Consider the following 25,289-nt stretch of genomic DNA (forward strand, 5'->3'; position numbering starts at 1 on the left):
CCACCCTTCGGGTTCCAGAATGCAGCATTGCTCCGGCACCGGCACGAGCACCGCGCTGCTTCCAGCCGTCATCGGCTCCGATAAGGGGCCATTGGCGACGACGGCGCCGGCGGCCGTGTTGCATTGATATTGATAGGCGCGGCCGAGATAAGTGCGTGTTCCCAGAACCGCCGCCAGGCCGTTGCCTTCGCGCCGAACCGAAAGCCCGTCCGCGCGGCAGCCGAGAATAAAACTGTCCGGAATCGGCCCGAAATCATCCTGCGACAGAATGATCCTTGCGCCGCCTGTAACCTCGGCTGAGACGGAGGCACCCTGGCGCTCGACGACCCCCAACGGCAGCAGGTTTTCGAAGCCGACGAAGCGGGCCACAAAACTGTTGGCGGGCTTGCGGTAAAGGGTCTCGGGCGTGTCGAGTTGCATGATGCGGCCGGCATTCATGATGGCGACGCGATCGGAGATCGAGAAGGCTTCTTCCTGATCGTGCGTCACGTAGAGCGAAGTCGTGCCGTTGGCGCGCTGCAGCTGGCGGATCTCCACGCGCATGTCGATCCTGAGCTTCGCATCGAGATTGGAGAGCGGCTCGTCGAACATCAGGAGCGGCGGCTCGATGACGAGGGCGCGGGCGAGCGCGACACGCTGCTTTTGGCCACCTGAGAGGGCGCCGGGCAGGCGGTTGCCGAGGCCGGAAAGACCGACACGTTCCAGCATGGAGGCGGCCTTTTGCCTGCGCTCTTGTGTCGGCATGCGGCGCTGCTTGAGGCCGAAGGCGACGTTATCGAGCACCGTCAGATGCGGAAAGAGCGCATAGTTCTGGAATACCAGGCCGATATCCCTGGCATGCGCCGGCAGCGTCGTCAGATCGCGGCCGCCGAGCTTGATCGTGCCGCTAGTCGGCTGCAGGAAACCGGCGACCAGCCGCAAGGTCGTCGTCTTGCCGCAGCCGCTCGAGCCGAGCAGCGAGACCAGTTCGCCGGGGGCAACGGCCAGCGAAAGATCCTGCAGGACGGCGGTCTTGCCGTAATGCGCGCTGATGGAGTTGATAGAAAGCGATACGGTCACGGGCGGCTACTTTGTCAGGAAGGTGAGGCCCAGGGTGGCTTCGACGATCGCCATCACGGCGACGGTCACGAGCATCAACAGCACGGAGACCGAGGCGATGGTTGGGTCGAAGAACTGCTCCATATGGGCAAGAATCTGGATCGGAAGGGTGGAGATGCCTGGGCCGGTTAGGAAGACCGAAACGGAGACATCGTTGATGGAGGTGATAAAGGCGAGGATGAAGGCGGCGATGACGCCGGCGCGGATGTTCGGCAGCACCACGGTCAGGAAGGTCTTCAGGGGTGGGCAGCCGAGGCTGATGGCAGCCTCCTCGATCGAGAAATCGAAACTTGCGAGACTGGCGCTGACGACGCGCACCGAATAGGGCAGCACCAGCAGTGCATGGCCGATTAGGAGGCTCGGAAAGATCGGCAGTCCAAGCCCGATCGTGATCGATTTCATCAGCGAAAAGCCGAAGACGATTTCCGGAACGAGGATCGGCAGCACGAAGAGTGTCGAAAGCCAGCGCGGCAGTTCGACCCTGTAGCGGCTGATGGCGTAGGCCGCTGGAATGCCGATGACAAGCGAAAGTGCCGTTCCGAGGAAAGCGAGCTCCAGGCTGGTGATTGCCGTCGTGCGGAAGGCTTGGATCTGAAAGATGTTTGAGAACCAGTGCAGCGTCAGGCCCTGCGGCGGAAAGGTGAGATAGGTCGTGTCGCTGAAGGCGGCGCCGATGATGATGACGAGCGGCGCCAGCAGGAACAGGAAGACAAGGGCCGTGAAAGCGATAAGCATGGGGTGGACGGACTTTGTCATGGTCATACCGCCATCGGGTTCAGCCGTCGTGCGAGACGACTCATGATCGCGACAATACCGATCGTGACCACCACCATGATGGCCGCGATCGTCGAGGCGCCGACCCAGTCGAAGGTGACCATGGCGCGCTGATAGAGGAAGGTGCCCATCATCATCTGCTTTTCGCCGCCGAGCAGCTGCGGAGTGGCATAGGAGGTGAAACTGCCGGTGAAGACAAGCACCGCGCCGACGATAAGGCCGGGTGTTGCCAGCGGCAGGATGACCTGACGAAAGGTCGCGGCCGGCGTCGCGCCGAGGGACGTCGCCGCCTGAATGAGATCCTGCGGTATGCCTTCGAGCACGCCGACGAGCGTCAGGATCATCAAGGGCACGAAGAGATAGACCATCGCGACGATGACCGAGCCCTCGGTATAGAGCATCGATAACGGTTCGCTGATGACGCCGGCCGACATTAGGATGGTGTTGAGAATGCCGTTCTTGCCAAGAATGATCAGCCAGGCAAAGGAGCGCACGACAACGCCGGTCAGCAGCGGAAAGACGGCGGCGATGATCATCACGCTCTTGGCGCGGCCTGGCATCTGCGCGATCACATAGGCGGCGATGAAGCCGATGAACAGTGAGATCGCCGTCGTAATGAGAGCGATCTCGATTGTCCTGAAGAGCACGGTTCGGCGAAAACCGCTGGAGAAGAAAGCGACATAGGGGGAAAACACCCCCTTGGGTTCGCCGAAGGTCGCCGTGATCGTAATGACAACGGGAACGAGCAGGAAGAGCGTTACCGCGAGGATCGCCGGCGTCGCCAAACCCCATTTCATCAAATGCTTCATCAACTAAATTCCGTGAGAACGCCGCGGGAGTGTGCGGCATGCCCTGTTACATGCCGAAGATCTCGTTCCAGCGATCGACCCAGTCCGATTGCGCTTCGATCAGCTTCTGATAGTCGATCCGGCTGAGCTTGGCGATCATCTCGGCGCCGTAGGTCCAGAGCTTGGCCTTTTCCGGCGGCAGCGCCACCTTGGTCGAGACCGGGGCATCGACGCCCTGTTCGGCTTCCGCCTGCTGAACATCCTTCGACAGGACAAAATTGATGAACTGATGCGCAAGCTCGACATTTTCCGAGCCCTTTGGAATATTGACCGTGTTGAGGACGGCGATATCGCCCTCTTTCAGGTTAGCCCAGGCCATCGTCGGGACGGCCGTGCGCAGGGATGACAGAACGAAGTCCTGCGTTATCGCCACCTTGGCCTCGCCTGTCGAGATCAGGTTCACCAGCTCGGAGCCGGTATTGTAATTCTTGACGACATTCGGCTTCAGCGCCTCGATGGCCTCAAACGCCTTTCCGGCATCGGCATAGGGATCGGCGCTTGCATGCTTGCCGGCTTGGAGCACCGTCAGCGGCCCACCTGTCGTGGTGATGCCTGGAAGCGAAATTGCGCCCTTCAGGTCGTCGCGCCACAGATCGTTCCAGGAGGTGATCGGCGGGTTCACCTTCGCCGTATCGTAGACGATGCCAATGCGGCCGATCGTGTAGGCGGGTCCGTAATTGCCCTGCGGCGCTTTGGCGATATCGTAGAGATCGGCAAGGTTCGGGATCTTGCTGCGGTCGACTTCCTGGAAGAGGCCTTGCTGGATGCCAAGCTGCGAATAGCTGTCCGTGAGATAGATGACGTCGACGCCCTTGCCGCCGCGCAGCTTCAGCTTGTTCAAGCGATCGGCATTATTGCCGGTTTCGAAAACGACGTCGCAGCCGCAGATCTTCTTGAAGGGCTCGATGATGTTGGCCTGCATCTTCTCGCCATTATAGCCCCACCAGGAAATGGTCAGCGTTTTTGCCTGGGCGAAGGCCGGCATGGCTGTTGCCGCGGCAAGGAAAGCAAATCCCGCGACGCGGGCAAGGGTGAGGCCTTTCATTCTCGAAATCCTTTTGGTGAGTGAAATCGGGCATATGTTTCAAGCTTCTAGGATACTATTTTTCGAGCACCGGCTTTACAAGCCCAACAAATGGGCAGGGCGGTGGTTTTTGCCTTTCATAAGATGAATATTCTTTGTCGTCGCGCACAATGCTGGCTTATGAAGTGCCTGAGATCATTAGGCTTCCTTGATCCGATTCGGTCGGCTTTACAGGCTCGTGCGTCATCTTTACCCTCGGCGGATCGATTTCACTGGCAGGCATGCGTCTCATGACATCCCCGAAAACAAAGCTTCCCGACGATTTGCTGATCAATGCGGCGGACGAAGTCCTCATTCGTCAGGATCTGACGCTGACCGCGCTCGGCCGCCGTCCGGCAGATCGGCTGCTGCGCGTCGGCAGGCTTTTGGATGTGCATAGCCGCACTTGGCTGGACGACCAGGAAATCGTCATCAAGGGCCGGCGCATCGCCTATGTCGGCCCGGCCGGCAGTTATCAGGGCGAGGTGAGCGAGCGCGTGCACGAGCCGCATCTCGCAGCGGTTCCCGGTTTCGGCGAGGCGCACAAGCATATCGAAAGCTCGCATCTGACTCCCGAATGGGAAGCGGCTCTGGTCATGCCGCATGGCGTCACCTGGACCTGTGAAGCAAGCCACGAATTCTCCAACGTCAATGGCGCCCGCAATCTGGAATTCTGGCTCGAGGCCCGCCGCCGCGGCTCGCCGATGAAGATATTTCCCCTGCCGGGATCGGCCGTACCGCCGACCGCTTACGAATGGGGCGGCGGTCATTTCGGCTATGACGAGCAGAAGTCGTTTCTCAATGAGAGCCTGATGGTGGCCGGCCTTGACGAGGTCATGGACTGGCCCTCGGTCAGCAATCCGGAGAATCCGGCTTACGATCGTCTCTGGGGCATGATCCGCGCGACGTTCGAGCAGCGCGGCGTGGTCGAAGGTCACGGCGCAGGCCTGCGTGATCTTGCGTCTATCAATGCCTTTGCCGGCGCAGGCCTCGCCTCCGATCACGAGGGATGGTTCCTCGACGAGATCTGGGAAAAGCTGACGCATGGCCTGTTCATCGAACTCAGACCGCATTCCCTACCCGAGGTCATCAAGGGCCTGATCGAGAAGGGATTGTCCGACTGGTCGCAGATCGCCTTCGTCACCGACGATCGCAGCGCCAGCGATACGCTGAAGATCGGTGCCACGGATTATAATGTCCGCCTGGCAATCGAGAATGGACTGGCGCCGGAAATCGCCATTCAATGCGTGACGATCAATCCCGCCCGCCATATGCGGCTGACACCATGGGTTGGCTCGATTGCACCGGGCCGCTTTGCCGATATCGTGCTGCTGGACGATGTGAAGACGCTGTCGATCGCCAAGGTCTGGGCAGATGGCAGGTCGGCATCCGAAGGCAAAGCCTTCGTCGGTGTTCGGCCCGAGATCGACTGGCCGGAATGGGCAACGCAGACTGTCCGCATCGATCGGACCGTGACGGCGGAAGATTTTCGCATAGCCGCCCCGTCGGCGTCTGACACGGCCAAGGCTGCACTGCTGCGGCCGTTCCACTGGGCCGATGATTTCGTCACCATGGATCTGCCGGTCCGCGATGGTGCCGTTCAGCGCGACCACGAACGCAATGTCACGAAATTCGCGATCGTCGATCGCTTTTCCGGGCAAGCCAAGGTCGCGCGCATGTTCTGGCTGGGCACGGGGCCGCGCACGCCGGATACCGCGCTCGGTGCCACGCTCGGTCACGATAAGCACAATATCTGGGTTGTCGGCTCCTCTGATGAAGCCATGGCGATGGTCGCCAACGCGCTAAAGGAGCAGCAGGGCGGCTGGGTGCTGGTCTCGGGCGGCAAGGTCGTCGCCCGCGTCCGCTATGAAGTCGGCGGCCTGATGACAGCGCGCTCGGCCGAGGAGCTGGATGAGGAGATGCAGGCGCTGTATAAGGCCGGGGCCGAGATCGAATGGATGTATGAGCCGACCTTTTCGCCGCGCTGGTGGCCCGGCTTTCCCGAGCGTCTCTCCTTCGCGACGCTTACCTGCGCGCCTTGGCGATGGGTGCTGGTCGCTCCCACCGAAAGGGCGCTGGAAGGTTTCGTCAATGTCGCGACTGGCGAAACTCACCCGATCGTCTGGTAAGGATATCCGTACGGTTTACGCAGAATATCCGCCCTTGCTCCATGGTAGGTCGATGAAGCCGCCTCGTGGGATAGAGCTGCGATCTACGCTTGACGGCGGAAGTCAGCTTCTTAATTATCCATCTGGTTACTTATGTCGGGCGGCAAGCTGTGGAGGCTGGACGTGCTCATTGGCACGTTGAGCGGCGGTAGCTGGCAAACAGGGCGGAGGAGCCTCTGATGGTGGCACTTGATAGGGACGTTCCGCGAATAACATCGGCATTTTCTACTCTGGGATGTGCAGAATTGGAACTGGTCGACGCCCTCGAACTGGCAGGGAACCACGGCGTCGATGCGATAGAAATCCGAGCCCTTGGAGGTACCGTTGATCTTGTCACCTATTTCACCGAAAGGTTCGGCTCTCCGGCGAGTCTGACCAAAGTGCTGGAAAGCTCTGCGGTAGGCGTCTGCGCTTTCAATACTTCGCTGCGTCTGGCCGGTGCGACAGCGCAGGCAAAGGAAGAGTTCCTGCGCTACCTTCCCTGGGCGGAGGCCGCCGGCGTTCGTTCGCTCAGGGTCTTCGACGGCGGGGAAACTGCCGATGAGGGCGAGCTGGCCGAGGCGCTGGCCACGCTGCAATGGTGGCGTGAGACCGCGGTGCGCGAAGGCTTTCGGGCCGACATGGTCATCGAAACCCATGATTTCCTTGCGTTGCCGGACGCTATCCCGCGCTTCCTTGAAATAGCGCCCGATTGCGCGCTCATATGGGATACACATCATACTTGGCGCAAGGGCGGGCAGGATCCCGTCGAAACCTGGAAACAGGTTCGTCGCAATACGCACCATCTCCATGTCAAGGACAGCGTTTCCCGGCCGGGGCCTAGGCTGCCCTACACTTACGTAGAGCCCGGCACCGGCGAGTTCCCGATGGCGGCGCTGCGTTCGGTGCTCGACGCCGATGACTATAGCGGTATCGTGAGCCTCGAATGGGAAAGATTGTGGCACCAGGATTTGCCGCCTTTAGGTTTGGCTTTGCAGTCTGCGCAGCGAAGTGGCTGGTGGTCCCGCCCCAAATGGTGAATAATTATTGAAGAGCATTAATATTTTAATTTAGTTGAAAGGAAGAGTGCCGCACGGAGATTGACTTTTGCAGCGATCGTTAATTAGTCTATTAGCAATTATTAAATAACTATCTCGTACGCATATCCTCGCCGGTTGACTACGGTCTTCGGCGCAATATTTCCAGCTCGATGAAGGGAAGCCTCAATGATTGAGGTCGAGGGTGTCTGGAAGATGGAAGAGGCAAATTATAGCTATCCGAAGTCCCATGTTTGGGCGCGATATGCGCCGCGCTCGGCTGCTGCTTCCGGCTTCCCGATGCTTTGCCGCTTCGCCCCGAAAGGGAGGCCCAATGAACGGTAACGCAAGTCGCGAGGAAGAGGGGCACGGAGCCCTGATCTTGAAGGCGATTGCCGAAGGCGGGCTGGGTTTTGCCGCGCAATGGATTCATGATGCCGCAAATCCCGGCAAAGTGTTCTACGCCGAAAGCCTGGCGCGCGTAACGGACTCGGACGGAACCGTGCATACGGCTGGCACCTTCGTCTCGCTCCTTGAGCGCCAGGATCGCTGGTTCGATCTCGATCTGCGTATTCTGGATATGGTGCTGTCCGACCTGGCTGCGGATGAGACGCTGGTTCTCGGTTTCAATCTCTCGGCCACCAGCCTGTCGCATTCGGATCGGTTCGCCGATGTGTTCGGCCGAATCAGCCGCCGTCCGGAGCTTGCCTCGCGGCTCGTCATTGAGGTCACCGAGAGCTATCCCGTCGTCGGCGCGTCCATCGAACGCATGAAGATGATCCGTGCTCTTGGCTGTCGTATCGCGATCGATGATTTCGGATCTGGCTTTGCCACGCCGGAATCGCTGCTGAAGGTGCCGGCAGATATCGTCAAGATCGATGCGGCCTTTGTCTGGGATAACAGGCCCGGGCGCGACGGAAGCAATAGCCTCTCCCACATCGTCGGATTTGCGTCCTGTTTTGCTCCTTTTATCGTCGTCGAGGGGATTGAAACCGGCGCTCAACTCAATGCCGCGCAGGAGGCGGGTGCAACGCATGTCCAGGGTTTCCTGCTTTCGAAGCCGGTTTCCCTGGCGCGGCTTCGACGTCATAAGCGCAAAGCTGTCTTGCGGGGGGTGGCATGAACAGTTGCGCACTGGAGCCTGTCGTTCTCGCTCTGCAGGTGATGCCATGATGCAGCGACTGGCTTTCACATCGGCCTATCAGATATCGGCGGCGCGTGCGGCGAGCGAACTCAAGACGAAGACATTGCTGCGCGCCCTGGTCAGCCGGCTTCGCATCGTCTTCTCCGGAAGCGGCGGTGAGCTGTCAGCCACTTTCGTCGGCGGAGCGGGCCCGCATGTCCTCATTTGCGATCAGACCGCCGAGGCGGTGGCCCGCGTCACCATCGATGCGGAGACGGGTCTCTATGTCTTGTGTGAACTGGGCGGTCATGCCGATGATATCGTCATAGTGACCGCAGGTGAAAATCGATTGCTCGAGGAGATTGCTCTCCATCTTGGCGATGGCCAATCACTGCACGAACCCGTGGATGCCGCCGTCAAAACACTGGTCGGCCAGACAATGGAGGATGTCGAGCGCAAGCTCATTCTCCAGACTCTGCAGCATTGCGGCGGAGATCCCACTCACACGGCGTTCATGCTTGGCATGCCGCTCGTCACCCTTTGTAACAAGCTGGCGGTCTACTTTGCGGACCCCGCCGGCGAACTGCCGCAGTCTGCTGCGGATACGAGATAGGAGTCGAAAGCTACTGGCTGTAATTGCGCACGCATTTGATGCGGACGCATTGAACCCCGGTTATCAAACCGGGACAGCGTCCTGAAACAGGGCGCAAATCGAAACGGTGCGATGTCCGTCTGCGGATATCGTGCATGATGTAATTCGAGCGGGGCGGCGCACGAGGAACCAAATGAGATCCGGGAAAAGATCATGGATTCTTTCGAGACAAAAACCCCCGCTCCGCCAAAGCCTTCCTTGTTCGATGGCTGTGTGAAGATCGTTTCGGCCTATGTCAGTCACAATGCCGTTCCCATCCACAGCCTTCCCAGGCTGATCAAGGATATCCATGAGGTGCTGCTGACATTGGATGGCTCGGCTACCACCGTCGATCGCGCCAATCTGGTGCCGGCCGTGGATTTGAAGAAATCGGTGACGAACGATTATATCGTCTGCCTCGAAGACGGCAAACGCTTCAAGACGCTGAAGCGTCATTTGCGCGTGCATTATGGCATGACGCCCGAGGAATACAGGCAGAAATGGGGTCTTGCTCCCAACTACCCGATGGTGGCGCAGAATTATGCCAATCGTCGTTCGGAGCTTGCCAAGATTTCCGGCCTCGGTGCGAACGGCAACAAGAGGGAAACCGTCGACTGAGCAATTTCGGAACAGGCGTTTCGCACGCGCTTGACCGGCGCCGCTTGTGTGCTCCGTGAGAATTCGTCCGCACAATGCTGCAAACAAAATGGCGCCCTCGTCAGGGCGCCATCGTCTTCGGGAATAGTCTCCGCTGTCGATCAGAAGACCTGGCGCAGCACGATGAATAGCACGAAGGCCAGCGTGATCGAAGCCGGCAGCGTCAGGATCCAGGCCATCAGCATGTTGCGCACCGTTGACCACTGCAGGCCGGAACCGTTTGCCGCCATGGTGCCGGCGACGCCGGAGGACAGGACGTGCGTGGTCGATACCGGCAGGCCTAGATGGTCGGCAGCACCGATGGTCAGCATGGCGACGACTTCGGCGGCAGCACCCTGGCCGTAGGTCAGGTGGGTCTTGCCGATCTTCTCGCCGACGGTCACGACGATGCGTTTCCAGCCGACCATGGTGCCAAGGCCGAGCGCCAGCGCCACGGCAACCTTCACCCAGAGCGGGATGAACTTGGTCGCGTGATCGACGGCGGCGTGATAGTTGGTCACGGCCTTCAGGTCCTCGGCGCTCATCGGCAGCAGCTTCTGCTTGTCGATCAGCTTCAGCGATTCACCGATCAGATAGATATCGTTACGGACGTTGCCGACGAGCCCGTTCGGCAGCTTCTCGACGCTTGGATAGGCCGCGATCTCCGCGCTCGTGGCATGAATATATGCTTGGAGAGCCGGGGTCGTCGCGTCCGTCCAGGTCTTGGTCTTTACGGCGCTGCTGACGGTGGCCTTCGGATCGGCCGGTGCGGCAACGCCCGGCTTCACATATTTGCCGAGCACCGTCTCGACCTGCGTCGAGGCAGTTTTGTAAGCTTCGAGATAGTTGACGTCAGGCGTCTTATTCAGCGCGAAGGCAGTCGGTACGAGACCGATGAGGATGAGCATGATGAGGCCCATGCCCTTCTGGCCGTCGTTCGAGCCGTGGGCGAAGCTGACGCCGGTGCAGGTGAAGATCAGCAGGCCGCGGATCCAGAGCGGAGGCGGCGTGTTGCCCTTCGGTGCTTCATAAAGCTCCTTATTGCGGATCAGCACCTTGGCAACCAGCAGCAATATTGCAGCTGCGGCAAAGCCGATGATCGGCGACAGGAGCAGCGACATGCCGACGCTGCTTGCCTGCGACCAGTCGACACCGCTGGTGGCGGAGCCGGCGGGTGCCAGGAACTGGTTGGCGAGGCCGACGCCGATGATCGAGCCGACAAGTGTATGTGAACTCGAGGCCGGCAGGCCAAGATACCAGGTGCCGAGATTCCAGATGATGGCGGCGGTCAACAGGGCGAAGACCATGGCGAGACCGGAGCCGGAGCCGACCTGCAGGATGAGCTCGACCGGCAGCAGCGCCAGGATGCCGAAGGCGACGGCCCCCGATGAGGTCAGAACGCCGAGGAAGTTGAAGAAGCCAGACCAGATGACGGCGAACTCCGCCGGCAGCGAGCGCGTGTAGATGACGGTGGCAACGGCGTTGGCAGTATCGTGGAAGCCGTTGACGAATTCGAAGCCGAGCGCGATCAGCAGCGCCAGCCCGAGCAATATCCACGGAACTGCGGCGGCCTCTGCAAGGTCGCTGCCGAGAGCGTAGGCGACATAGACGAGGCCGGCCAGGACGACGATGCCGAAGAGCGGCAGAAACCATTTTGCCGAGCTGCCTGCGCCATGAATCGGATGGTCGGCATTGCCGCCTTCCGCATTGTTTGAAACGAGGTCGACCATCCCGAACTCCCTTATTGCAATGGATATTGCCGGTGTAAGCCTCCTTCATGAAACTCTCGTGACGCGGGAACAGGCTGCGGCGAACTGCAAATGCGGGGAGTGCTTAGCCCGTTCGACTGCCGGCAGGTTCTCGGGCTGATCTCGATTTGCCGCCAAAAGGCCATTTTCGGTTCAGCCGGCGTTCATACCTTCGGGGGTTAAATCCCCCATGTAAGGGACTTGGATAGAGGGCCATTAATATGAGATCGTCCGTGATTGCCATTGCTGCCTTGTTCGGCAGCCTGGTTGTATCTTCGGCAGAGGCAATGCCTATCCCGGCCGTTGGGTCAACGGCCTCCGTGCCGATTGTGAAAGTTGACTATGCCTGCGGTCGTGGCTGGCACCTGACGCGCTGGGGCGAATGCCGCCCCAATCGCTGGGGTCCGCCGCCCCGGCGCTGGGGCTATTACAGGCCGCCACCGCCGCCACCATGGGGCTGGCACGGCCATCGCCATCATCGCGATGGCTGGGGCGACGGCCGCTGGCGCGATCGTCCGCACTACTGGTGAGATCAGAAGCACCGCCGCATCTTGCGGCGGTGTTTTGTTGAGGGCAGTTCCGAAAAAATGCGGTTCTTAAGGCTGAGCTTGCAGCCGTAACGCGCGCGCTCCGAGCCAGAGGCCTGCAAAAACGAGCAGGCTGGCCGATAAGATCGCAGCAAGGCTTTTCGCATGGAGTGCGATGTCGGCAAGCTTTGGCCGGATGAGATCGGCCGTATTGAAGCTCTCGCCGCTGAATTTGCACAGGATGAGCGAGAGGCTGTTGCGCACGAGCGCCGCGTCGATATCGGAGACGAGATCGTCGACCGATGCCTTCTCCACTTTCATGACGCGCATCTGCCGCAGCACCGCCTTCGCTGCGGCGAGGTATGCGTGGGAGCATTCGTTGAACGGGCTTTCCTCGTCGCTGACGCTGCCCGGCATCAGGCCCCATAGGCAATAAGCGCGCTGGATCTGCGCGAAGTTCAAGAGGCGGCGGAGGGTTTCGTCGGTATCCGATACGCTATCGGCAATCGAGATGATTCGCCCGTAATAGGGAGCGATCACTGCCATCTCGCCATGGGTAAGACTGGGAATGGGGATGCCAGCCTGGCTACCGGAGGAACTGCCATGCGCCGCAACTGAAGCCGGCCAACCCGATAGCATGAGAAAGATTGCAAGCAGGATGGCACCTGGATGTTGGCGTAACCCGCGCATGTTGCCATGCGTGGGATGCGATCTACTTATCACGCTAGGCCCGGCGCAGGCTGGCATTGCGGTAGCGTGCCTGCGGCAGTTGGCGTTCTGCCCAGGCTCCAAAGGCAAGGCCGAGCGTCGTCCAGAGGATGGCGTGCATGCCGAGCGAGGTGATGCGGAAGCGCCAAAGCACGACGGCCGAGAATTGCTCGGGCACTTCGTTGATCGAGGGAAGCAGATATTGTATCAGCGCGATGAAGACGATGTAGCCGATGCCGGCAATGATCGTACCGTTCCAGGAACCATAACGCGCCGCCAGCCTGCGTCCGAAGCCCACCGCGACGATCATGCCGACGATGGAGGCAACGATCATGATGAAGAACAGCTCTGTTCTCGCACCGATCGTCTCGGGATTGCCGACGGCCGGTGGGTTTGCCGGATACTTGATGTCGGGCACGAGCGAAATCGTCACGAAAGCGGCGAGCGCGAGCAGCGCCGCCGTGCCGCGCGCACCCAGGGGGCTGATGCGGCCGTAGACGAACGAGAAGACCAGTGCGAACAATCCGCCTATTGCGGTCGAAAAGATCACGCTGCCGGTGAAAAGGCCGATGCCAGCCTGCGTGGCGCGGCTGACGATTTCCGGCTCCGGCGCTTCGCCGGCCGCCTGCGCGGCCTTTTCCTCAAAGCCGATAGCCCAATCGACCAGCGGCTCGCCGAAGATGTGGGCGAATGCAAAAACGAAAATACCGGCAAGGGCCCCGACGATCATGCCGCGGAGCAAAAGACGTCCAACCATGTGCTTGACCCCTTAGTGGCAGGGGAAGCCGAGAAGGTGACGGGCATCATGCACGAATTCGTGCACATACATGCCCGAGATGAGCGAGGTCGCTCCTTCTTCTGCGCCGATGAAATAGATCGCGAGCAGCATCAGAAGGCCGGCGAAAATGGCCCAGGGCAGGATTTGGCCGAGCGGGATCGGCTGCGGAACTGCGGATGGGGCGAAAGTGGTGTCGGACATTGTATTTCCCTCGTTAAGAAAAGCGCGTTCCATTTGCGGAAGGGTTCTTGCGGGAAGGGTCTGGCTCTCGAGGGCGAAGTTTCCGTCATCGATTACAGTGGCGCGACCGCGCCGGGATTCCACCGGCTTCCACACCCGCAAGTGCAAGTTTATAGCTATCTGCAAATATGATTGTCAATCAAGCGCCACAGCGATGCGAAATCGCGACAAGAGCGCGCCAGGGGATGGAAATAGAGGAGTTTCATGAAAACGCGTTTGAGCTGGATTTGTCATGGGGCGACGCGAGCCCATCGGAACGGCTGCTTTCCGGATGACGAACCCTTGGAGGCGAAGGCGGCTCAGCAGGCTCAATCTTTGTCCTTCGGGCTCGGGGCAATCGACCGGGTTTGGGCGAGCCCGGCTTTGCGTGCCCGCCAGACCGCCGCCGTCCTCGGCCTCGATGCTATCCCGGACGTCGCCCTGCGCGAATGCGATTATGGCGATTGGCGCGGGCAATCCCTTGCCGAACTGCATGAAAGGGACGCGGAGTCCCTCACGCTCTGGATGACGGATACCTCGGTCGCCCCGCATGGCGGCGAAGCCCTGTCCTCGGTCATGAAGCGTGTCGGCGAATGGATGGGCAATCACATCGACGATACCGGTCACATCGTTGTCATCACCCATGCGAGCGTCATTCGTGCTGCTGTTCTGCAGGCCCTGCAGTCGCCGCCCGCAGCATTCTGGGCTGTCGATGTCGAGCCGTTCGGGATTGTCGAGATGACGAGCGACGGCCGACGCTGGCAGCTTCGTTTCCCGAAAATGACAATATAGAGCGGCGCCGGGAAGTGTATGGAGGAGTATGGTGCCCGGAACTGCGCGAAAACGCAGGGCAGAGCGCTCACTCTTCTGCAGTGGAAATGCTCCGGTGCTCAGTGAGCCGCTTTTGCCCGCTGCCTCTCGAAATAGACGAGATAGACGGCCAGCCCCAATGTCATGGCAGCCAGTCCATACCAGGTGACGGCATAGACGAGATGGCTGTTGTGGAAGGTAATCTGCGTTAGCCCGCCCACGGGCAATTCACCGGGATTTTTCGCATCGTCCGCATCGATGAAATAGGGCGCCACGTTCTGCAGCCCACGGGCCTCGGCAATGGCTGCCACGTCGCGTGAATACCAGCGCTCCTCCGCCGGCACGTTCGAACGCAGCAGCGTGCCTTTGGGCTCGCTGATCCTGAGCAGGCCGGTCACCGTAGTCTCCCCGGAAAGCTCGCCTTCGGCACGCGTCGTCGGATTGCGCTTCTCTGTGGGAACGAAGCCGCGGTTGACGATGATGATGGTGCCGTCTGCAAGTTTCAGCGGTGTCAGCACCCAGTAGCCCGCGCCGAGCGCAGTCGAGGCATAGACCTGTGCTTGCCTGTCGTTGAGGAAAGTGCCGCTTGCCTGGACATGCTTGTATTCGGAGTTTTCGGCGGTGATATCAGCCCATTGCGCCGGGCCGGGTGCCTGAACCGCCGACGCATGCACGCGCGCATCGACCCTGGCGATCAGATCCAGCTTCCAGTGCAGCCGCTTCACCTGCCAGGTGCCGAGGTCGATGAGGAGGGCGGTCAGGAGCAGAAGCAGCGATACCCAGATGATAAGGTTAAGCGTCGAGCGCGGCTTGCCCTGAGATGTGCTCGAGGAAATATCGGTCATGGCGCAGGTCTCCGGGGACGCGCTGACGCATGATTTCGGGCGGTTCGATACTCTTCGCTGAAGATCATGCGCGGTCGGGAAGATTTGGCTGCGGCTTCCGGCATTTCAAGCATGCACTGCGCAGCGTCCGGCGGATTTCGCGCCGGGAGAGAGGGCGGGCCTTCGCTCGAAGGCCCGCCGCTCGAATTTACGGCATGTTGCGCATCATCTCGGGCGACATGGGCATCATGTTCGCGTTGAGGTGATGCATGACCCAGAGCGAGCCGGACAGCGCGATGATGACGATCACGATCGTAAAGATCAGCGCCATCATGTTCCAGCCGCCTTCCGAGCGGGTGTTCATGTGCAGGAAGTAGATCATGTGCACGACGATCTGAATCGCGCCGAGGATCATGACGATCGCTCCGGTGACGGCCGGATCGGAGATGACCTTGCCCATGACCAGCCAGAAGGGAATGGCGGTCAGAATGACGGAGAGGATGAACCCCGTCATATAGCTCTTGAAGGTGCCGTGCGATGCCTCGTGGCCGCCATGATGATCGTGGCCGTGGGCGTCGCCGGAATGATGCGAATGGTTTGCGTTCGAGCTCATCCAAGAACTCCCATGAGGTAGACGAGGGAAAACACGCCGATCCAGACGACGTCGAGGAAGTGCCAGAACATCGAGAGGCACATCAGGCGGCGCTTGTTTTCCGGGATCAGTCCGTAGCGGCCGACCTGCACCATCAGCGTGATCAGCCAGACGATACCGGTGGTGACGTGCAGACCGTGCGTGCCGACCAGCGTGAAGAAGGCCGACAGGAAGGCGCTGCGCTGCGGGCCGGCACCGTCGAGGATCAGGTGATAGAACTCATAGAGTTCGAAGAAGATGAAGAGAGCACCGAAGATACCGGTGATCGTCAGCCATATCAGCGTGCCCGACTTGTTGTCCTTCTCCATCGCCAGCATGGCGAAGCCATAGGTGATGGAGGAGAAGAGCAGCATCGCCGTGTTGAGGGCGACGAGCGGCAGCTCGAAGAGGTCGGCCGGCGACGGGCCGGCCGCATAGCTGTGGCCGAGTACCGCGAAGGTGGCGAAGAGGACTGCGAAGATCAGGCAGTCGCTCATGATGTAGATCCAGAAGCCCAGCATGGTGCTGCCTTCCGGATGATGCTCCTCCTTCAGATAGAAGGCGGGTGTTTCGCCGTCCATGGGAGCTTGTGCAGAGTGGGTCGTCATAGTCTTACACCTGTCCTGCGAGCTGCTTCGTACGCTCGTTCTCGGTCTTGACGACCTCGTCGGCGGGAATGTGGTAGTCGCGCTTGTAGTTGAAGGTATGGCCGATCGTGATGACGATCATCGCGACGAAGGTGATGGCGGCGAGCCACCACATGTACCAGATCATCCCGAATGCAAAGCCGATGGAGAGCACGCCGAGGATGATGCCGGTGCCGGTGTTCTTCGGCATGTGGATCGGAATGAAGCCTTCGGTCGGCCTGACGTAGCCACGGTTCTTCATGTCCCACCACGCATCGTGATCGTAGACGATCGGCGTGAAGGCGAAGTTGTAGGCCGGTGGCGGCGACGAGGTGGACCATTCCAGCGTACGGCCGCCCCAGGGGTCGCCCGTATGATCGCGAAGCTCTTCGCGCTTCATGAAGCTGACGGCGAGCTGGATCAGGAAGCAGGCGATGCCGATGGCGATAAGGCCGGCGCCGAAGGCGGCGATGATGAACCAGATCTGCAGCGACGGATCGTCGAATTGGCTGACGCGGCGGGTGACGCCCATCAGGCCGAGGATATAGAGCGGCATGAAGGCGAACCAGAAGCCGATCTGCCAGAACCAGAAGCTCATCTTGCCCCAGAAGGGATCGAGCTTGAAGCCGAAGGCCTTCGGGAACCAGTAGTTGACGCCCGCGAACATGCCGAACAGAACGCCGCCGATGATCACGTTATGGAAGTGGGCGATCAGGAACAGCGAGTTGTGCAGCACGAAGTCGGCCGGCGGAACCGCGAGCATGACGCCGGTCATGCCGCCGATGGTGAAGGTCACCATGAAACCGACGGTCCATAGCATCGGCGGCTCGTAGCGGATGCGGCCGTGGTACATCGTGAACAGCCAGTTGAACAGCTTCGCACCCGTCGGGATCGAGATGATCATCGTCGTGATGCCGAAGAAGGAGTTGACGCTGGCGCCCGAGCCCATCGTGAAGAAGTGGTGCAGCCAGACGAGGTAGGAGAGGATCATGATCACGCAGGTGGCGTAAACCATTGAGGCGTAGCCGAAGAGGCGCTTGCCGCAGAAGGTGGCGACGACTTCCGAGAAGACGCCGAAGGCCGGCAGGATCAGGATGTAGACTTCAGGGTGACCCCAGATCCAGATGAGGTTGACATACATCATCGGATTGCCGCCGAGGTCGTTCGTGAAGAAGTTCGTGCCGGCATAGCGGTCGAGGGTCAGCAGAGCGAGCGTGGCGGTCAGGATCGGGAAGGATGCAACGATCAGGATGTTGGTGCAGAGCGAGGTCCAGGTGAAGACTGGCATCTTCATGAAGGTCATGCCCGGCGCGCGCATCTTGACGATGGTGGCGATCAGGTTGATGCCCGAAAGCGTCGTTCCGATACCCGCGACCTGCAGGCCCCAGATGTAATAGTCGACGCCGACGTCGGGACTATAGGCGATGCCGGAAAGCGGCGGATAGGCCAGCCAGCCGGTCTTGGCGAATTCGCCGATGAAGAGCGAGATCATGATCACGATCGCGCCCGCCGTCGTCATCCAAAACGAGAAGTTGTTCAGGAACGGGAAGGACACGTCGCGGGCGCCGATCTGCAGCGGCACGACGAGGTTCATCAGACCGGTGACGAAGGGCATCGCCACGAAGAAGATCATGATGACGCCGTGGGCGGTGAAGATCTGGTCGTAGTGATGCGGCGGCAGATAGCCCTCGGATCCGTTGAAGGCGATTGCCTGCTGCAGACGCATCAGCAGCGCGTCGGAAAAACCGCGCAGCAGCATGATCAGCGCCAGCACGACATACATGATGCCGATCTTCTTGTGATCGATGCTGGTGAACCATTCCTTCCAGAGATAGCCCCAGAGGCGGAAATAGGTCAGCAGGCCGAGGAGCGCGATACCGCCGATGGCGACGCCGAGGAAGGTCACGACGAGGATCGGCTCGTGATACGGAATGGAGTCGAGCGTTAGCCGACCGAAGATGAATTTGTAGAGGTCCGGGTTGGAAAACATGGATTGCCTCTGTCCCTTATGAATGTCTTGTTATTGAGCGCACCGGATCAATGACCCTGATGCTGCGCCGAACCGGTCGACGAATCGGAAGAAGAGCCGTTGCCCATATCCATGCCCGGCATGGAGTTGTCGCCATGCTGCATGGTGTGGCCGGCGCCGCCGTCTGCCTTGACCGGGGTGACCTCGGCCGAGGCGCCGTCGCGGTTGTCATAGATCAGGCGCTCGCGGTTTTCGTGGCTCTCCTTGCCGCCGCCGCCCTTGGCGTCGATATGCATCATCTCGCTCATGCACATCTTGCTCGGATCGGCGCACATGTTGAGGATGGCGTTGTAGAGCCCGTCGTCGACGGCGTTGAAGTACTGCACCGGATTGCGCTCGCTCGGCTTGGCAAGCGCCAGATATTCCGGGCGGCCGAGCGCCGTGCCCTGGCTCTTGGCCTTCTGGACCCATTGATCGAAACCGGCCTGATCCAAACCGTGGAACTTGAAGCGCATGTTCGAGAAGCCGGCGCCGCTATAGTTTGCCGACAGGCCCTGGAATTCGCCGGGATGGTTGATGACGGCGTGGAGCTTCGTCTCCATGCCCGGCATGGCGTAGATCTGGCCTGCCAGCGCCGGGATAAAGAAGGAGTTCATGACAGCCGAAGCCGTGATCTTGAAATTGATCGGACGGTCGACCGGAGCTGCCATCTCATTGACGGTGGCGATGCCGTATTCCGGATAGAAGAAGAGCCATTTCCAATCGAGTGCCACCACTTCGACCGTCAGCGGCTTCACGTCGGCGCTGAGCGGCTTGTCGGCAGCAATGCGGTCGAGAGGCCGATAGGGGTCGAGCTGATGGGTGCTGATCCAGGTCACCGCGCCGAGCGCGATGATGATGGCAAGCGGAGCGGACCAGATGACCAGCTCCAGACGTGTCGAATGATGCCAATCCGGCTCGTAGGTCGCTTCCTTGTTCGACTGGCGGTATCTCCAGGCGAAGAACAGCGTCAGGAAGATCACCGGGATGATGATGATCAGCATTAGCACGACCGAAATGATGATGAGGTCTCGCTGCTGCATGGCGATATCGCCGGAGGGATCCATCACCACCAGATTGCAGCCCGACAGCAGCAAAAACAATGGGATGACAGACAAACGGCTGAAAATCTTCGATAGTCTTAGCACGTCTTAAAGCTCTTTTTGTTTCGACCCTACCGCGACTAAAGGACGGCGGTCATGAACGATATGAGGTGTTTCGTCGCACCGCAGCAAGATAGAGTGCATTGCGGTATGGAATGCTGTCCCACGTATCGGGAAAACCCTCAGAAATCCAGAAGGTTTTCTATTGAGCAATTCGCTTTTGCCGGCGCTAATATACCCGGATCGGAACAAATGGCTATCACCGGCGGTTGTTCTTCGTCCGGAACGCGGCACCAAAGGCAGATAATGGCTCGACTGATTGCTAATTTGCGAATTATTTCATGCTGGATACTTGATATGTTCGCACGTTTGATCGACATTTTCATTACGCGCGAGTTCGTGGAGGAATTCGTGCTCGGAGAGGGAGGCTCCCGCGCATGGTCAGCGTAACGCATGAATCACTGAACCCCACATCTTCAACTCTGGAGAGCGATGCCCGCAGCATGCATGCGGGCGGCTCGGTCGCCCCCGGCAACATCGCCATCGGCGTGATCATTGGTCGCACGTCCGAATTCTTCGATTTCTTCGTCTATGCCATTGCATCCGTACTGGTCTTCCCGAAGCTGATCTTCCCCTTCGCAGACCCGCTGCATGGCACGATGCTTTCCTTCCTGGTCTTCGCGCTTGCTTTCATCGCCCGTCCGATCGGCTCGTTCATATTCATGGCGATCGATCGCACCTACGGCCGTGGCGTCAAGCTGACGATCGCCCTGTTTCTGCTCGGCGGATCCACGGCATCCATGAGCTTCCTGCCCGGCTATTCCGAAGTCGGCGTCTACGCGATCATCCTGCTCGCCATCTTCCGCATCGGGCAAGGGCTTGCACTGGGCGGTGCCTGGGATGGTCTTGCTTCGCTCCTCGCGCTCAATGCCCCGACGAACCATCGCGGCTGGTATGCGATGATCCCGCAGCTCGGTGCCCCGATTGGCTTCATGCTGGCAAGCGCTCTGTTTGCCTATTTCGTCACGAGCCTCACGACGGCGGACTTCCTGGATTGGGGTTGGCGCTATCCCTTCTTCTGCGCCTTCGCCGTCAACGTCGTCGCGCTCTTCGCTCGCCTGCGTCTGGTGGCGACAGAGGAATTCGGCACGCTCTTGGAGCGCCATGAGCTCGAGCCCGTGAAGATGACGGAGCTGCTGCGCGTGCATGGCCGCGACGTCCTGATCGGCGCCTTCGTGCCGCTGGCAAGCTTTGCGACCTTTCATCTGGTCACGGTTTTCCCGCTGGGCTGGGTTACGCTCTACAGCGAGCAGAGTTCGGGTTCGTTCCTGCTGGTGGAATTCCTCGGCGCGATCTGCGGCATTCTCGGCATCATCTGTTCCGGTATGCTCGCCGATCGGATCGGCCGCCGCAATCAGCTCGCAATCGGCGCGGTGTTGATCGCCTGCTTCGCTTTCGTGGCACCCTGGCTGCTGGATGGCGGCGCGACCGGCCGCCACATCTATGTGGTCCTCGGCTTCACGCTGCTCGGCCTCTCCTTCGGTCAGGCCGCCGGCGCTAGTGCTTCGCGCTTCAGCCAGAACTACCGCTACAGCGGCTCGGCCCTTGTGTCGGATCTGTCCTGGCTGATCGGTGCCGGCTTCGCGCCATTCGTGGCGCTTGCCCTCTCCAGCCAGTTCGGCCTCGTCTACACCAGTCTCTATCTGCTGTCGGGCGTCGTCTGCACGCTGGTCGCAATCTTCTTCAGTAAGACGCTGGAAACGCGAGACAACTGAGACGGATCTTCGAATTCAGCGAAAGGCCGCGGCATGCAGATGCCGCGGCCTTTCGTTTATGCCCAATGCTTGAGCGATGAGGAGCGATCCGCCAGTACATTCCTGACCGGGGTTCGGCCGCAAGGCGAGCTATTTTGTTCCGATCGTGCCTGTCAGCCTTCGCGACGGTCGAAGATGAAATCTTGACTCCCATTATCAAACTTTTGTGATAAGCAGGCACCACCGTAAACTTGAAAAAAACGGTCAGGAAAAATATAGGCTACCGCATCGCTGCCCGATGACGGTGGCTTCCAAGCGAGAGGACTTAATGACTTTTTCCTTTTCTCATCTCACCAGCGCGCTGGCGCTTGCCGCAGGTCTTGCCGTCGCTCCGATGATGGCGCATGCCGCCGAATCCGATGGTATCGTCGTCTACAATGCCCAGCATGAGACGCTGACGCAGGCATGGGCGGATGGCTTCACCAAGGAAACCGGCATCAAGGTCACGATCCGCAACGGCAGCGATATGCAGTTTGCCAACCAGATCGTTCAGGAAGGCGCTGCCTCTCCGGCAGACGTTTATCTGACGGAAAACTCGCCGGGCATGGCTCTGGTCGATGCCAACAAGCTCTTCGCTCCGGTCGATGCCGCGACACTCGCCCAGGTGCCGGAAACCTTCAAGGCAGCCGATGGCAATTGGGTCGGCGTCGCCGCCCGTTCCACCGTTTTCGCCTATGACAAGACCAAGCTGAAGGAAGCCGATCTGCCGAAATCGCTCCTCGATCTCGCCGATCCCAAGTGGAAGGGCCGTTGGGGCGCTTCGCCGGCCGGCGCCGATTTCCAGGCGATCGTCAGTGCGCTGCTTGAGCTGAAGGGCGAGGACGCAACCCGCGCCTGGCTGAAGGCGATGAAGGAAAATGCGAGCTTCTACAAGGGCAACAGCGTCGCGATGAAGGCTGTCAATGCCGGCGAGACCGAAGGCGCTGTCATCTATCACTATTACTGGTTCGGCGATCAGGCCAAGACCGGCGAAAACAGCAAGAATGTCTCGCTGCACTATTTCAAGAACCAGGATCCGGGTGCCTTCGTCAGCATTTCCGGCGGCGGCGTTCTGGCGTCCAGCCAGCACCAGAAGGAAGCACAGGCTTTCCTGAAGTGGATCACCGGCAAGGGCGGCCAGGCCGTCCTGCGCGATGGCAACTCGTTTGAATATGCCGTCGGCAATGGCGAGGCTTCCAATCCGAAGCTCGTGCCGCTCTCCGACCTCCAGGCTCCGAAAGTTGAACCTTCGAAGCTGAACAGCAAGAAGGTCACCGACCTGATGACAGAAGCGGGTCTCATCTAACGCAAAAGCCCGCGCGCGAGCACGTTTCGCGGGCCTTCGCGTGGGCTCGGCTCTTGCATCCCGTCCGCCTGCCCTGCTAGGGCATACGAATGGCCGCAGGGTCGATCGATCGGGCAACCGCCGTCAGCGGCGGTTGCCTTCCTATTTCAGGGCGTGAAAGGCAGCTCGGATTTGCTGCAGAAGAACACATATGCCGGCGAGGCCGCCGCCATGCGAATGCCCCCGTTGACGGCTGCTCCCCGTAGCCGCGTTCGGCACGCATCCGTCGTCGCCCTTGCTTCGATCGTCGCGCTTCTGAGCCTGGTGCCGCTCGGCTTCATCGTCTGGATCACGATCGACACTGGCTGGACAGAAGTCGTTGCTCTGATTTTCCGTAGCCGCGTCGGCGATCTGCTCGTCAATACCGTCCTGCTCGAAGTCTGCACCATTCCGCTTTCCGTCCTGCTGGCCGTCACGCTCGCCTGGCTGACCGAACGCACCGATATCCCCGGCGCGCGTCTCTGGTCCTGGCTGGCGGCCGCACCGCTTGCCGTACCCGCCTTCGTGCACAGCTACGCGTGGGTCAGCCTCGTGCCGAGCATGCGCGGGCTCTGGAGCGGCGTGCTGGTATCGGTGCTTGCCTATTTTCCCTTTCTTTATCTACCGGTCGCGGCAGCGCTGCGCCGGCTCGATCCGGCGATCGAGGATGCCGCAGCCTCGCTCGGCCTCGGCCCCTGGCGGGTCTTCTTCCGGGCGATCCTGCCGCAGCTTCGCCTCGCCATCTGCGGCGGCTCGCTGCTGATCGGCCTGCATCTCCTGGCGGAATACGGTCTCTACGTGATGATCCGCTTCGACACCTTCTCGACCGCCATCGTCGACCAGTTCCAATCGGCCTATAACAGTCCGGCGGCAAACATGCTCGGCGGCGTCCTCGTCTTCTGCTGCCTGCTGCTGCTCGGCATCGAGGTGCTGGCGCGCGGCAACGAACGCTATGCCCGTATCGGCTCGGGTGCCGCCCGCCCGGCCGATCGGCGCCGTCTCGGCTGGTTCGTCGTTCCCGCGGTCGCGCTGCCCATCGTCACCGCCGCATTGACGCTCGGTGTTCCTTTCGTCACCCTGGCGCGCTGGCTTTATCTCGGCGGCGCAGGCGTCTGGCGGATCGACACGGTCGGCTCGGCCTTACTGCAGACCATTCTTCTCGCGATCGCCGGTGGCCTCCTCGCCACCATTGCAGCGACCCCGATGGCGTGGCTGTCGGTACGCGCGCCCGGCCGGCTGCAGCGCATTCTCGAAGCCTGCCATTATTATGTCGGCTCGCTGCCGGGCGTCGTCGTCGCCCTGGCCCTGGTGTCGATCACCGTCCGGCTTGTCCTGCCGCTCTATCAGACGTTCGCCACCCTTCTGCTCGCCTATGTGCTGCTGTTCCTGCCGCGCGCCATGGTCGGTCTACGTGCCAGCATTGCTCAGGCACCCGTCGAACTCGAGCGCGCCGCCATGGCGCTCGGCCGTACGCCGGCGCAGGCGGTGCGGCAGATCACCATGCGGCTTGCCGCTCCCGGCTTTGCTGCCAGCGTCGCGCTCGTCGCGCTCGGCATCACCAACGAGCTGACGGCGACGCTGATGCTCTCTCCCAACGGTACGGAAACGCTGGCGACGAAATTCTGGTCGCTGACCAGCGAGATCGACTATGTTTCCGCAGCGCCCTACGCCTTCATGATGGTCGTCCTGTCGCTGCCGCTCACCCTTCTTCTCTACACGCAATCAAAGCGAACGGCCGGACAATGACCTTTCTGGCGATCAAGAATATCAGCAAGCGCTATGGTCCCGTGCAGGCGCTCGACAATATCGACCTCACGATAGCTGCCGGCAGCCGCACGGCCATCGTCGGCCCCTCCGGCTCCGGCAAGACGACGCTGCTGCGGATCATCGCCGGCTTCGAAACTCCCGATGCCGGTCAGGTAGTGCTTCAGGGCGAAACACTGGCGGATGGAGAGGCCATCGTACCCGCGCATCGGCGCGGCATCGGCATTGTCTCTCAGGATGGCGCCCTGTTTCCGCATCTGAGCGTATCGGAGAATATCGGTTTCGGCATGGAGCGCGGCGCGCGCGACCGCGACCAGCGCATCAACGCCCTCATCGATATGGTCGAACTCGACCGCGGCATGCTCGACCGCCGGCCGCATCAGCTCTCCGGCGGCCAGCAGCAGCGCGTGGCGCTTGCCCGCGCGCTCGGCCGCAAGCCGCGGCTGATGCTGCTCGACGAGCCTTTCTCCGCCCTCGATACCGGCCTGCGCGAAAACATGCGCAAGGCCGTCGCCCGCGTGCTGCAGATCGCCGGCATCACGGCGGTCCTGGTGACGCATGATCAGGCGGAGGCCCTGTCCTTTGCAGATCAGGTTGCTGTCCTGCGCGAGGGCAGGCTCATACAGGCCGGTACGCCGCAGGCGCTCTATCTCAACCCGAGGGATCGCGAGACGGCACTCTTCCTCGGCGATGCCATCATATTGGCGGCCGATCTCGATCAAGGTCTGGCCAAATGTGTCCTGGGGCAGATCCTGGTCGATGCCGGGAACCGGCAGGGTCGCACCGACATCATGTTGCGGCCGGAGCAATTGCGCCTCCGGGCGATCGATGAAGCCGGCGCGGGTGCTGCCTGCATCGGCAAGGTGACCGAAATCGAGTTCGGCGGCGCCGTCTGTGCTGTTACGGTCGTGCTCTCCAACGGCTCCGAGACGCTGAATATCAAGAGTTCCGGCGTCGGCCTGCCCGAGGTCGGCAGCATGGTTTCGGTGAGCGTCATCGGAAAGGCACATGTGTTCGACAGCTCGATAGCTGAGCGTTAATTCGAGTTGAAGCAGGCGACGCTTTGGGG

24 protein-coding genes are annotated in these 25,289 nt (G+C 60.6%); 11 read left to right on the forward strand and 13 right to left on the reverse strand.

Annotation, left to right across the window (positions count from 1 at the left end):
- The 4 genes from AC13RE_RS25980 to AC13RE_RS25995 form a co-directional block, all read right to left on the reverse strand.
- The coding region (locus AC13RE_RS25980) for an ABC transporter ATP-binding protein (protein WP_488565071.1) at window positions 1–1,059 on the reverse strand (1,059 nt) is incomplete at its 3' end.
- 6 nt (window positions 1,060–1,065) lie between these two features.
- Window positions 1,066–1,854: an ABC transporter permease gene (locus AC13RE_RS25985; RefSeq protein WP_488565072.1), complete on the reverse strand. Its 789-nt coding sequence runs from the start codon at window positions 1,852–1,854 to the stop codon at window positions 1,066–1,068.
- Window positions 1,855–1,856: 2 nt separating this feature from the next.
- Entirely contained in the window at window positions 1,857–2,681 is an 825-nt protein-coding gene (locus AC13RE_RS25990; protein ID WP_488565073.1) for an ABC transporter permease, read from the reverse strand.
- Between the two features lie 46 nt (window positions 2,682–2,727).
- Window positions 2,728–3,765 (reverse strand): ABC transporter substrate-binding protein, encoded by a 1,038-nt coding sequence (locus tag AC13RE_RS25995; RefSeq protein ID WP_488565074.1) that lies wholly within the window; start codon window positions 3,763–3,765, stop codon window positions 2,728–2,730.
- Window positions 3,766–4,025: 260 nt separating this feature from the next.
- On the opposite strand from AC13RE_RS25995, the gene AC13RE_RS26000 reads away from it, so the two are divergent.
- The 5 genes from AC13RE_RS26000 to AC13RE_RS26020 all read left to right on the forward strand — a co-directional run bounded on the left by AC13RE_RS26000 (window position 4,026) and on the right by AC13RE_RS26020 (window position 9,339).
- Complete coding sequence (locus AC13RE_RS26000; RefSeq protein ID WP_488565075.1) at window positions 4,026–5,912, forward strand: adenine deaminase; 1,887 nt, start codon at window positions 4,026–4,028, stop codon at window positions 5,910–5,912.
- Window positions 5,913–6,130: 218 nt separating this feature from the next.
- Window positions 6,131–6,970, forward strand: a complete 840-nt coding sequence (locus tag AC13RE_RS26005; protein ID WP_488565076.1) for a sugar phosphate isomerase/epimerase family protein — start codon at window positions 6,131–6,133, stop codon at window positions 6,968–6,970.
- A gap of 331 nt (window positions 6,971–7,301) precedes the next feature.
- A complete protein-coding gene (locus AC13RE_RS26010; protein WP_488565077.1) occupies window positions 7,302–8,090 on the forward strand; it encodes an EAL domain-containing protein in 789 nt (262 codons plus the stop codon).
- 46 nt (window positions 8,091–8,136) lie between these two features.
- Window positions 8,137–8,703: a helix-turn-helix domain-containing protein gene (locus tag AC13RE_RS26015; protein WP_488565078.1), complete on the forward strand. Its 567-nt coding sequence runs from the start codon at window positions 8,137–8,139 to the stop codon at window positions 8,701–8,703.
- 192 nt (window positions 8,704–8,895) lie between these two features.
- A complete protein-coding gene (locus AC13RE_RS26020) occupies window positions 8,896–9,339 on the forward strand; it encodes a Ros/MucR family transcriptional regulator (protein ID WP_132721021.1) in 444 nt (147 codons plus the stop codon).
- A 140-nt stretch (window positions 9,340–9,479) separates the two neighbouring features.
- Here AC13RE_RS26020 and AC13RE_RS26025 read toward each other — a convergent pair whose 3' ends face one another.
- Window positions 9,480–11,087 carry an inorganic phosphate transporter gene (locus AC13RE_RS26025; protein ID WP_488565079.1) on the reverse strand — a complete coding sequence of 536 codons (1,608 nt, stop codon included), beginning with the start codon at window positions 11,085–11,087 and terminating at the stop codon, window positions 9,480–9,482.
- 239 nt (window positions 11,088–11,326) lie between these two features.
- Between AC13RE_RS26025 and AC13RE_RS26030 the strand changes: the two genes are divergently transcribed.
- A complete protein-coding gene (locus AC13RE_RS26030; RefSeq protein ID WP_015338331.1) occupies window positions 11,327–11,635 on the forward strand; it encodes a GCG_CRPN prefix-to-repeats domain-containing protein in 309 nt (102 codons plus the stop codon).
- Between the two features lie 66 nt (window positions 11,636–11,701).
- On the opposite strand, the gene AC13RE_RS26035 is transcribed toward AC13RE_RS26030, so the two are convergent.
- Genes AC13RE_RS26035 through AC13RE_RS26045 form a run of 3 tightly spaced genes read right to left on the reverse strand, consistent with a single transcriptional unit; the run spans window position 11,702 to window position 13,319 of the window.
- Window positions 11,702–12,322, reverse strand: a complete 621-nt coding sequence (locus tag AC13RE_RS26035) for a hypothetical protein (RefSeq protein WP_488565080.1) — start codon at window positions 12,320–12,322, stop codon at window positions 11,702–11,704.
- Window positions 12,323–12,356: 34 nt separating this feature from the next.
- Window positions 12,357–13,097, reverse strand: a complete 741-nt coding sequence (locus tag AC13RE_RS26040) for a CbtA family protein (RefSeq protein ID WP_488565081.1) — start codon at window positions 13,095–13,097, stop codon at window positions 12,357–12,359.
- 12 nt (window positions 13,098–13,109) lie between these two features.
- Window positions 13,110–13,319 (reverse strand): CbtB domain-containing protein, encoded by a 210-nt coding sequence (locus AC13RE_RS26045; protein WP_015338334.1) that lies wholly within the window; start codon window positions 13,317–13,319, stop codon window positions 13,110–13,112.
- Window positions 13,320–13,562: 243 nt separating this feature from the next.
- On the opposite strand from AC13RE_RS26045, the gene AC13RE_RS26050 reads away from it, so the two are divergent.
- Window positions 13,563–14,129, forward strand: a complete 567-nt coding sequence (locus AC13RE_RS26050; protein WP_488565082.1) for a histidine phosphatase family protein — start codon at window positions 13,563–13,565, stop codon at window positions 14,127–14,129.
- Between the two features lie 98 nt (window positions 14,130–14,227).
- Here the strand turns inward: AC13RE_RS26050 and AC13RE_RS26055 are convergent, their stop codons facing one another.
- The 5 genes from AC13RE_RS26055 to cyoA all read right to left on the reverse strand — a co-directional run bounded on the left by AC13RE_RS26055 (window position 14,228) and on the right by cyoA (window position 19,384).
- The gene (locus tag AC13RE_RS26055; protein WP_488565083.1) at window positions 14,228–14,992 is read right to left on the reverse strand and encodes an SURF1 family protein; all 765 of its coding nucleotides are present in this window, start codon (window positions 14,990–14,992) and stop codon (window positions 14,228–14,230) included.
- A 187-nt stretch (window positions 14,993–15,179) separates the two neighbouring features.
- The gene (gene cyoD / locus AC13RE_RS26060) at window positions 15,180–15,584 is read right to left on the reverse strand and encodes a cytochrome o ubiquinol oxidase subunit IV (RefSeq protein ID WP_112338512.1); all 405 of its coding nucleotides are present in this window, start codon (window positions 15,582–15,584) and stop codon (window positions 15,180–15,182) included.
- A complete protein-coding gene (gene cyoC / locus AC13RE_RS26065) occupies window positions 15,581–16,210 on the reverse strand; it encodes a cytochrome o ubiquinol oxidase subunit III (protein ID WP_132721027.1) in 630 nt (209 codons plus the stop codon). Before cyoC ends, cyoD begins: the two co-directional genes overlap by 4 nt.
- 4 nt (window positions 16,211–16,214) lie before the next feature.
- Window positions 16,215–18,218: a cytochrome o ubiquinol oxidase subunit I gene (cyoB, locus tag AC13RE_RS26070; protein WP_075856461.1), complete on the reverse strand. Its 2,004-nt coding sequence runs from the start codon at window positions 18,216–18,218 to the stop codon at window positions 16,215–16,217.
- A 47-nt stretch (window positions 18,219–18,265) separates the two neighbouring features.
- Window positions 18,266–19,384: a ubiquinol oxidase subunit II gene (cyoA, locus tag AC13RE_RS26075; RefSeq protein ID WP_488565084.1), complete on the reverse strand. Its 1,119-nt coding sequence runs from the start codon at window positions 19,382–19,384 to the stop codon at window positions 18,266–18,268.
- Between the two features lie 392 nt (window positions 19,385–19,776).
- Between cyoA and AC13RE_RS26080 the strand changes: the two genes are divergently transcribed.
- From AC13RE_RS26080 to AC13RE_RS26095, 4 genes are all read left to right on the forward strand, one after another.
- Window positions 19,777–21,114, forward strand: a complete 1,338-nt coding sequence (locus AC13RE_RS26080) for an MFS transporter (protein ID WP_488486118.1) — start codon at window positions 19,777–19,779, stop codon at window positions 21,112–21,114.
- 307 nt (window positions 21,115–21,421) lie between these two features.
- Complete coding sequence (locus tag AC13RE_RS26085) at window positions 21,422–22,438, forward strand: iron ABC transporter substrate-binding protein (RefSeq protein ID WP_015338342.1); 1,017 nt, start codon at window positions 21,422–21,424, stop codon at window positions 22,436–22,438.
- Window positions 22,439–22,648: 210 nt separating this feature from the next.
- Window positions 22,649–24,202 carry an ABC transporter permease gene (locus AC13RE_RS26090; protein WP_488565154.1) on the forward strand — a complete coding sequence of 518 codons (1,554 nt, stop codon included), beginning with the start codon at window positions 22,649–22,651 and terminating at the stop codon, window positions 24,200–24,202.
- Window positions 24,199–25,260: an ABC transporter ATP-binding protein gene (locus tag AC13RE_RS26095; protein WP_488565085.1), complete on the forward strand. Its 1,062-nt coding sequence runs from the start codon at window positions 24,199–24,201 to the stop codon at window positions 25,258–25,260. Before AC13RE_RS26090 ends, AC13RE_RS26095 begins: the two co-directional genes overlap by 4 nt.
- Window positions 25,261–25,289: the final 29 nt, after the last annotated feature.

Source organism: Martinezella sp. CNPSo 3959, assembly GCF_057784355.1.

Excerpts from the sequence above, each read along its gene's own strand:
- AC13RE_RS26015 (WP_488565078.1), top strand. The coding sequence starts at position 8,137 with ATGATGCAGCGACTGGCTTTCACATCGGCCTATCAGATATCGGCGGCG.
- AC13RE_RS26010 (WP_488565077.1), top strand. The coding sequence starts at position 7,302 with ATGAACGGTAACGCAAGTCGCGAGGAAGAGGGGCACGGAGCCCTGATC.
- AC13RE_RS26045 (WP_015338334.1), bottom strand. The coding sequence starts at position 13,319 with ATGTCCGACACCACTTTCGCCCCATCCGCAGTTCCGCAGCCGATCCCG.
- cyoC (WP_132721027.1), bottom strand. The coding sequence starts at position 16,210 with ATGACGACCCACTCTGCACAAGCTCCCATGGACGGCGAAACACCCGCC.
- AC13RE_RS26085 (WP_015338342.1), top strand. The coding sequence starts at position 21,422 with ATGACTTTTTCCTTTTCTCATCTCACCAGCGCGCTGGCGCTTGCCGCA.
- AC13RE_RS25985 (WP_488565072.1), bottom strand. The coding sequence starts at position 1,854 with ATGACAAAGTCCGTCCACCCCATGCTTATCGCTTTCACGGCCCTTGTC.
- AC13RE_RS26095 (WP_488565085.1), top strand. The coding sequence starts at position 24,199 with ATGACCTTTCTGGCGATCAAGAATATCAGCAAGCGCTATGGTCCCGTG.
- AC13RE_RS26080 (WP_488486118.1), top strand. The coding sequence starts at position 19,777 with ATGGTCAGCGTAACGCATGAATCACTGAACCCCACATCTTCAACTCTG.
- AC13RE_RS26020 (WP_132721021.1), top strand. The coding sequence starts at position 8,896 with ATGGATTCTTTCGAGACAAAAACCCCCGCTCCGCCAAAGCCTTCCTTG.
- AC13RE_RS26030 (WP_015338331.1), top strand. The coding sequence starts at position 11,327 with ATGAGATCGTCCGTGATTGCCATTGCTGCCTTGTTCGGCAGCCTGGTT.
- AC13RE_RS26090 (WP_488565154.1), top strand. The coding sequence starts at position 22,649 with ATGCGAATGCCCCCGTTGACGGCTGCTCCCCGTAGCCGCGTTCGGCAC.
- AC13RE_RS25990 (WP_488565073.1), bottom strand. The coding sequence starts at position 2,681 with ATGAAGCATTTGATGAAATGGGGTTTGGCGACGCCGGCGATCCTCGCG.
- AC13RE_RS26005 (WP_488565076.1), top strand. The coding sequence starts at position 6,131 with ATGGTGGCACTTGATAGGGACGTTCCGCGAATAACATCGGCATTTTCT.
- AC13RE_RS26055 (WP_488565083.1), bottom strand. The coding sequence starts at position 14,992 with ATGACCGATATTTCCTCGAGCACATCTCAGGGCAAGCCGCGCTCGACG.
- AC13RE_RS26025 (WP_488565079.1), bottom strand. The coding sequence starts at position 11,087 with ATGGTCGACCTCGTTTCAAACAATGCGGAAGGCGGCAATGCCGACCAT.
- cyoD (WP_112338512.1), bottom strand. The coding sequence starts at position 15,584 with ATGAGCTCGAACGCAAACCATTCGCATCATTCCGGCGACGCCCACGGC.
- AC13RE_RS26000 (WP_488565075.1), top strand. The coding sequence starts at position 4,026 with ATGCGTCTCATGACATCCCCGAAAACAAAGCTTCCCGACGATTTGCTG.
- AC13RE_RS26035 (WP_488565080.1), bottom strand. The coding sequence starts at position 12,322 with ATGCGCGGGTTACGCCAACATCCAGGTGCCATCCTGCTTGCAATCTTT.
- AC13RE_RS25995 (WP_488565074.1), bottom strand. The coding sequence starts at position 3,765 with ATGAAAGGCCTCACCCTTGCCCGCGTCGCGGGATTTGCTTTCCTTGCC.
- cyoB (WP_075856461.1), bottom strand. The coding sequence starts at position 18,218 with ATGTTTTCCAACCCGGACCTCTACAAATTCATCTTCGGTCGGCTAACG.
- AC13RE_RS26050 (WP_488565082.1), top strand. The coding sequence starts at position 13,563 with ATGAAAACGCGTTTGAGCTGGATTTGTCATGGGGCGACGCGAGCCCAT.
- AC13RE_RS26040 (WP_488565081.1), bottom strand. The coding sequence starts at position 13,097 with ATGGTTGGACGTCTTTTGCTCCGCGGCATGATCGTCGGGGCCCTTGCC.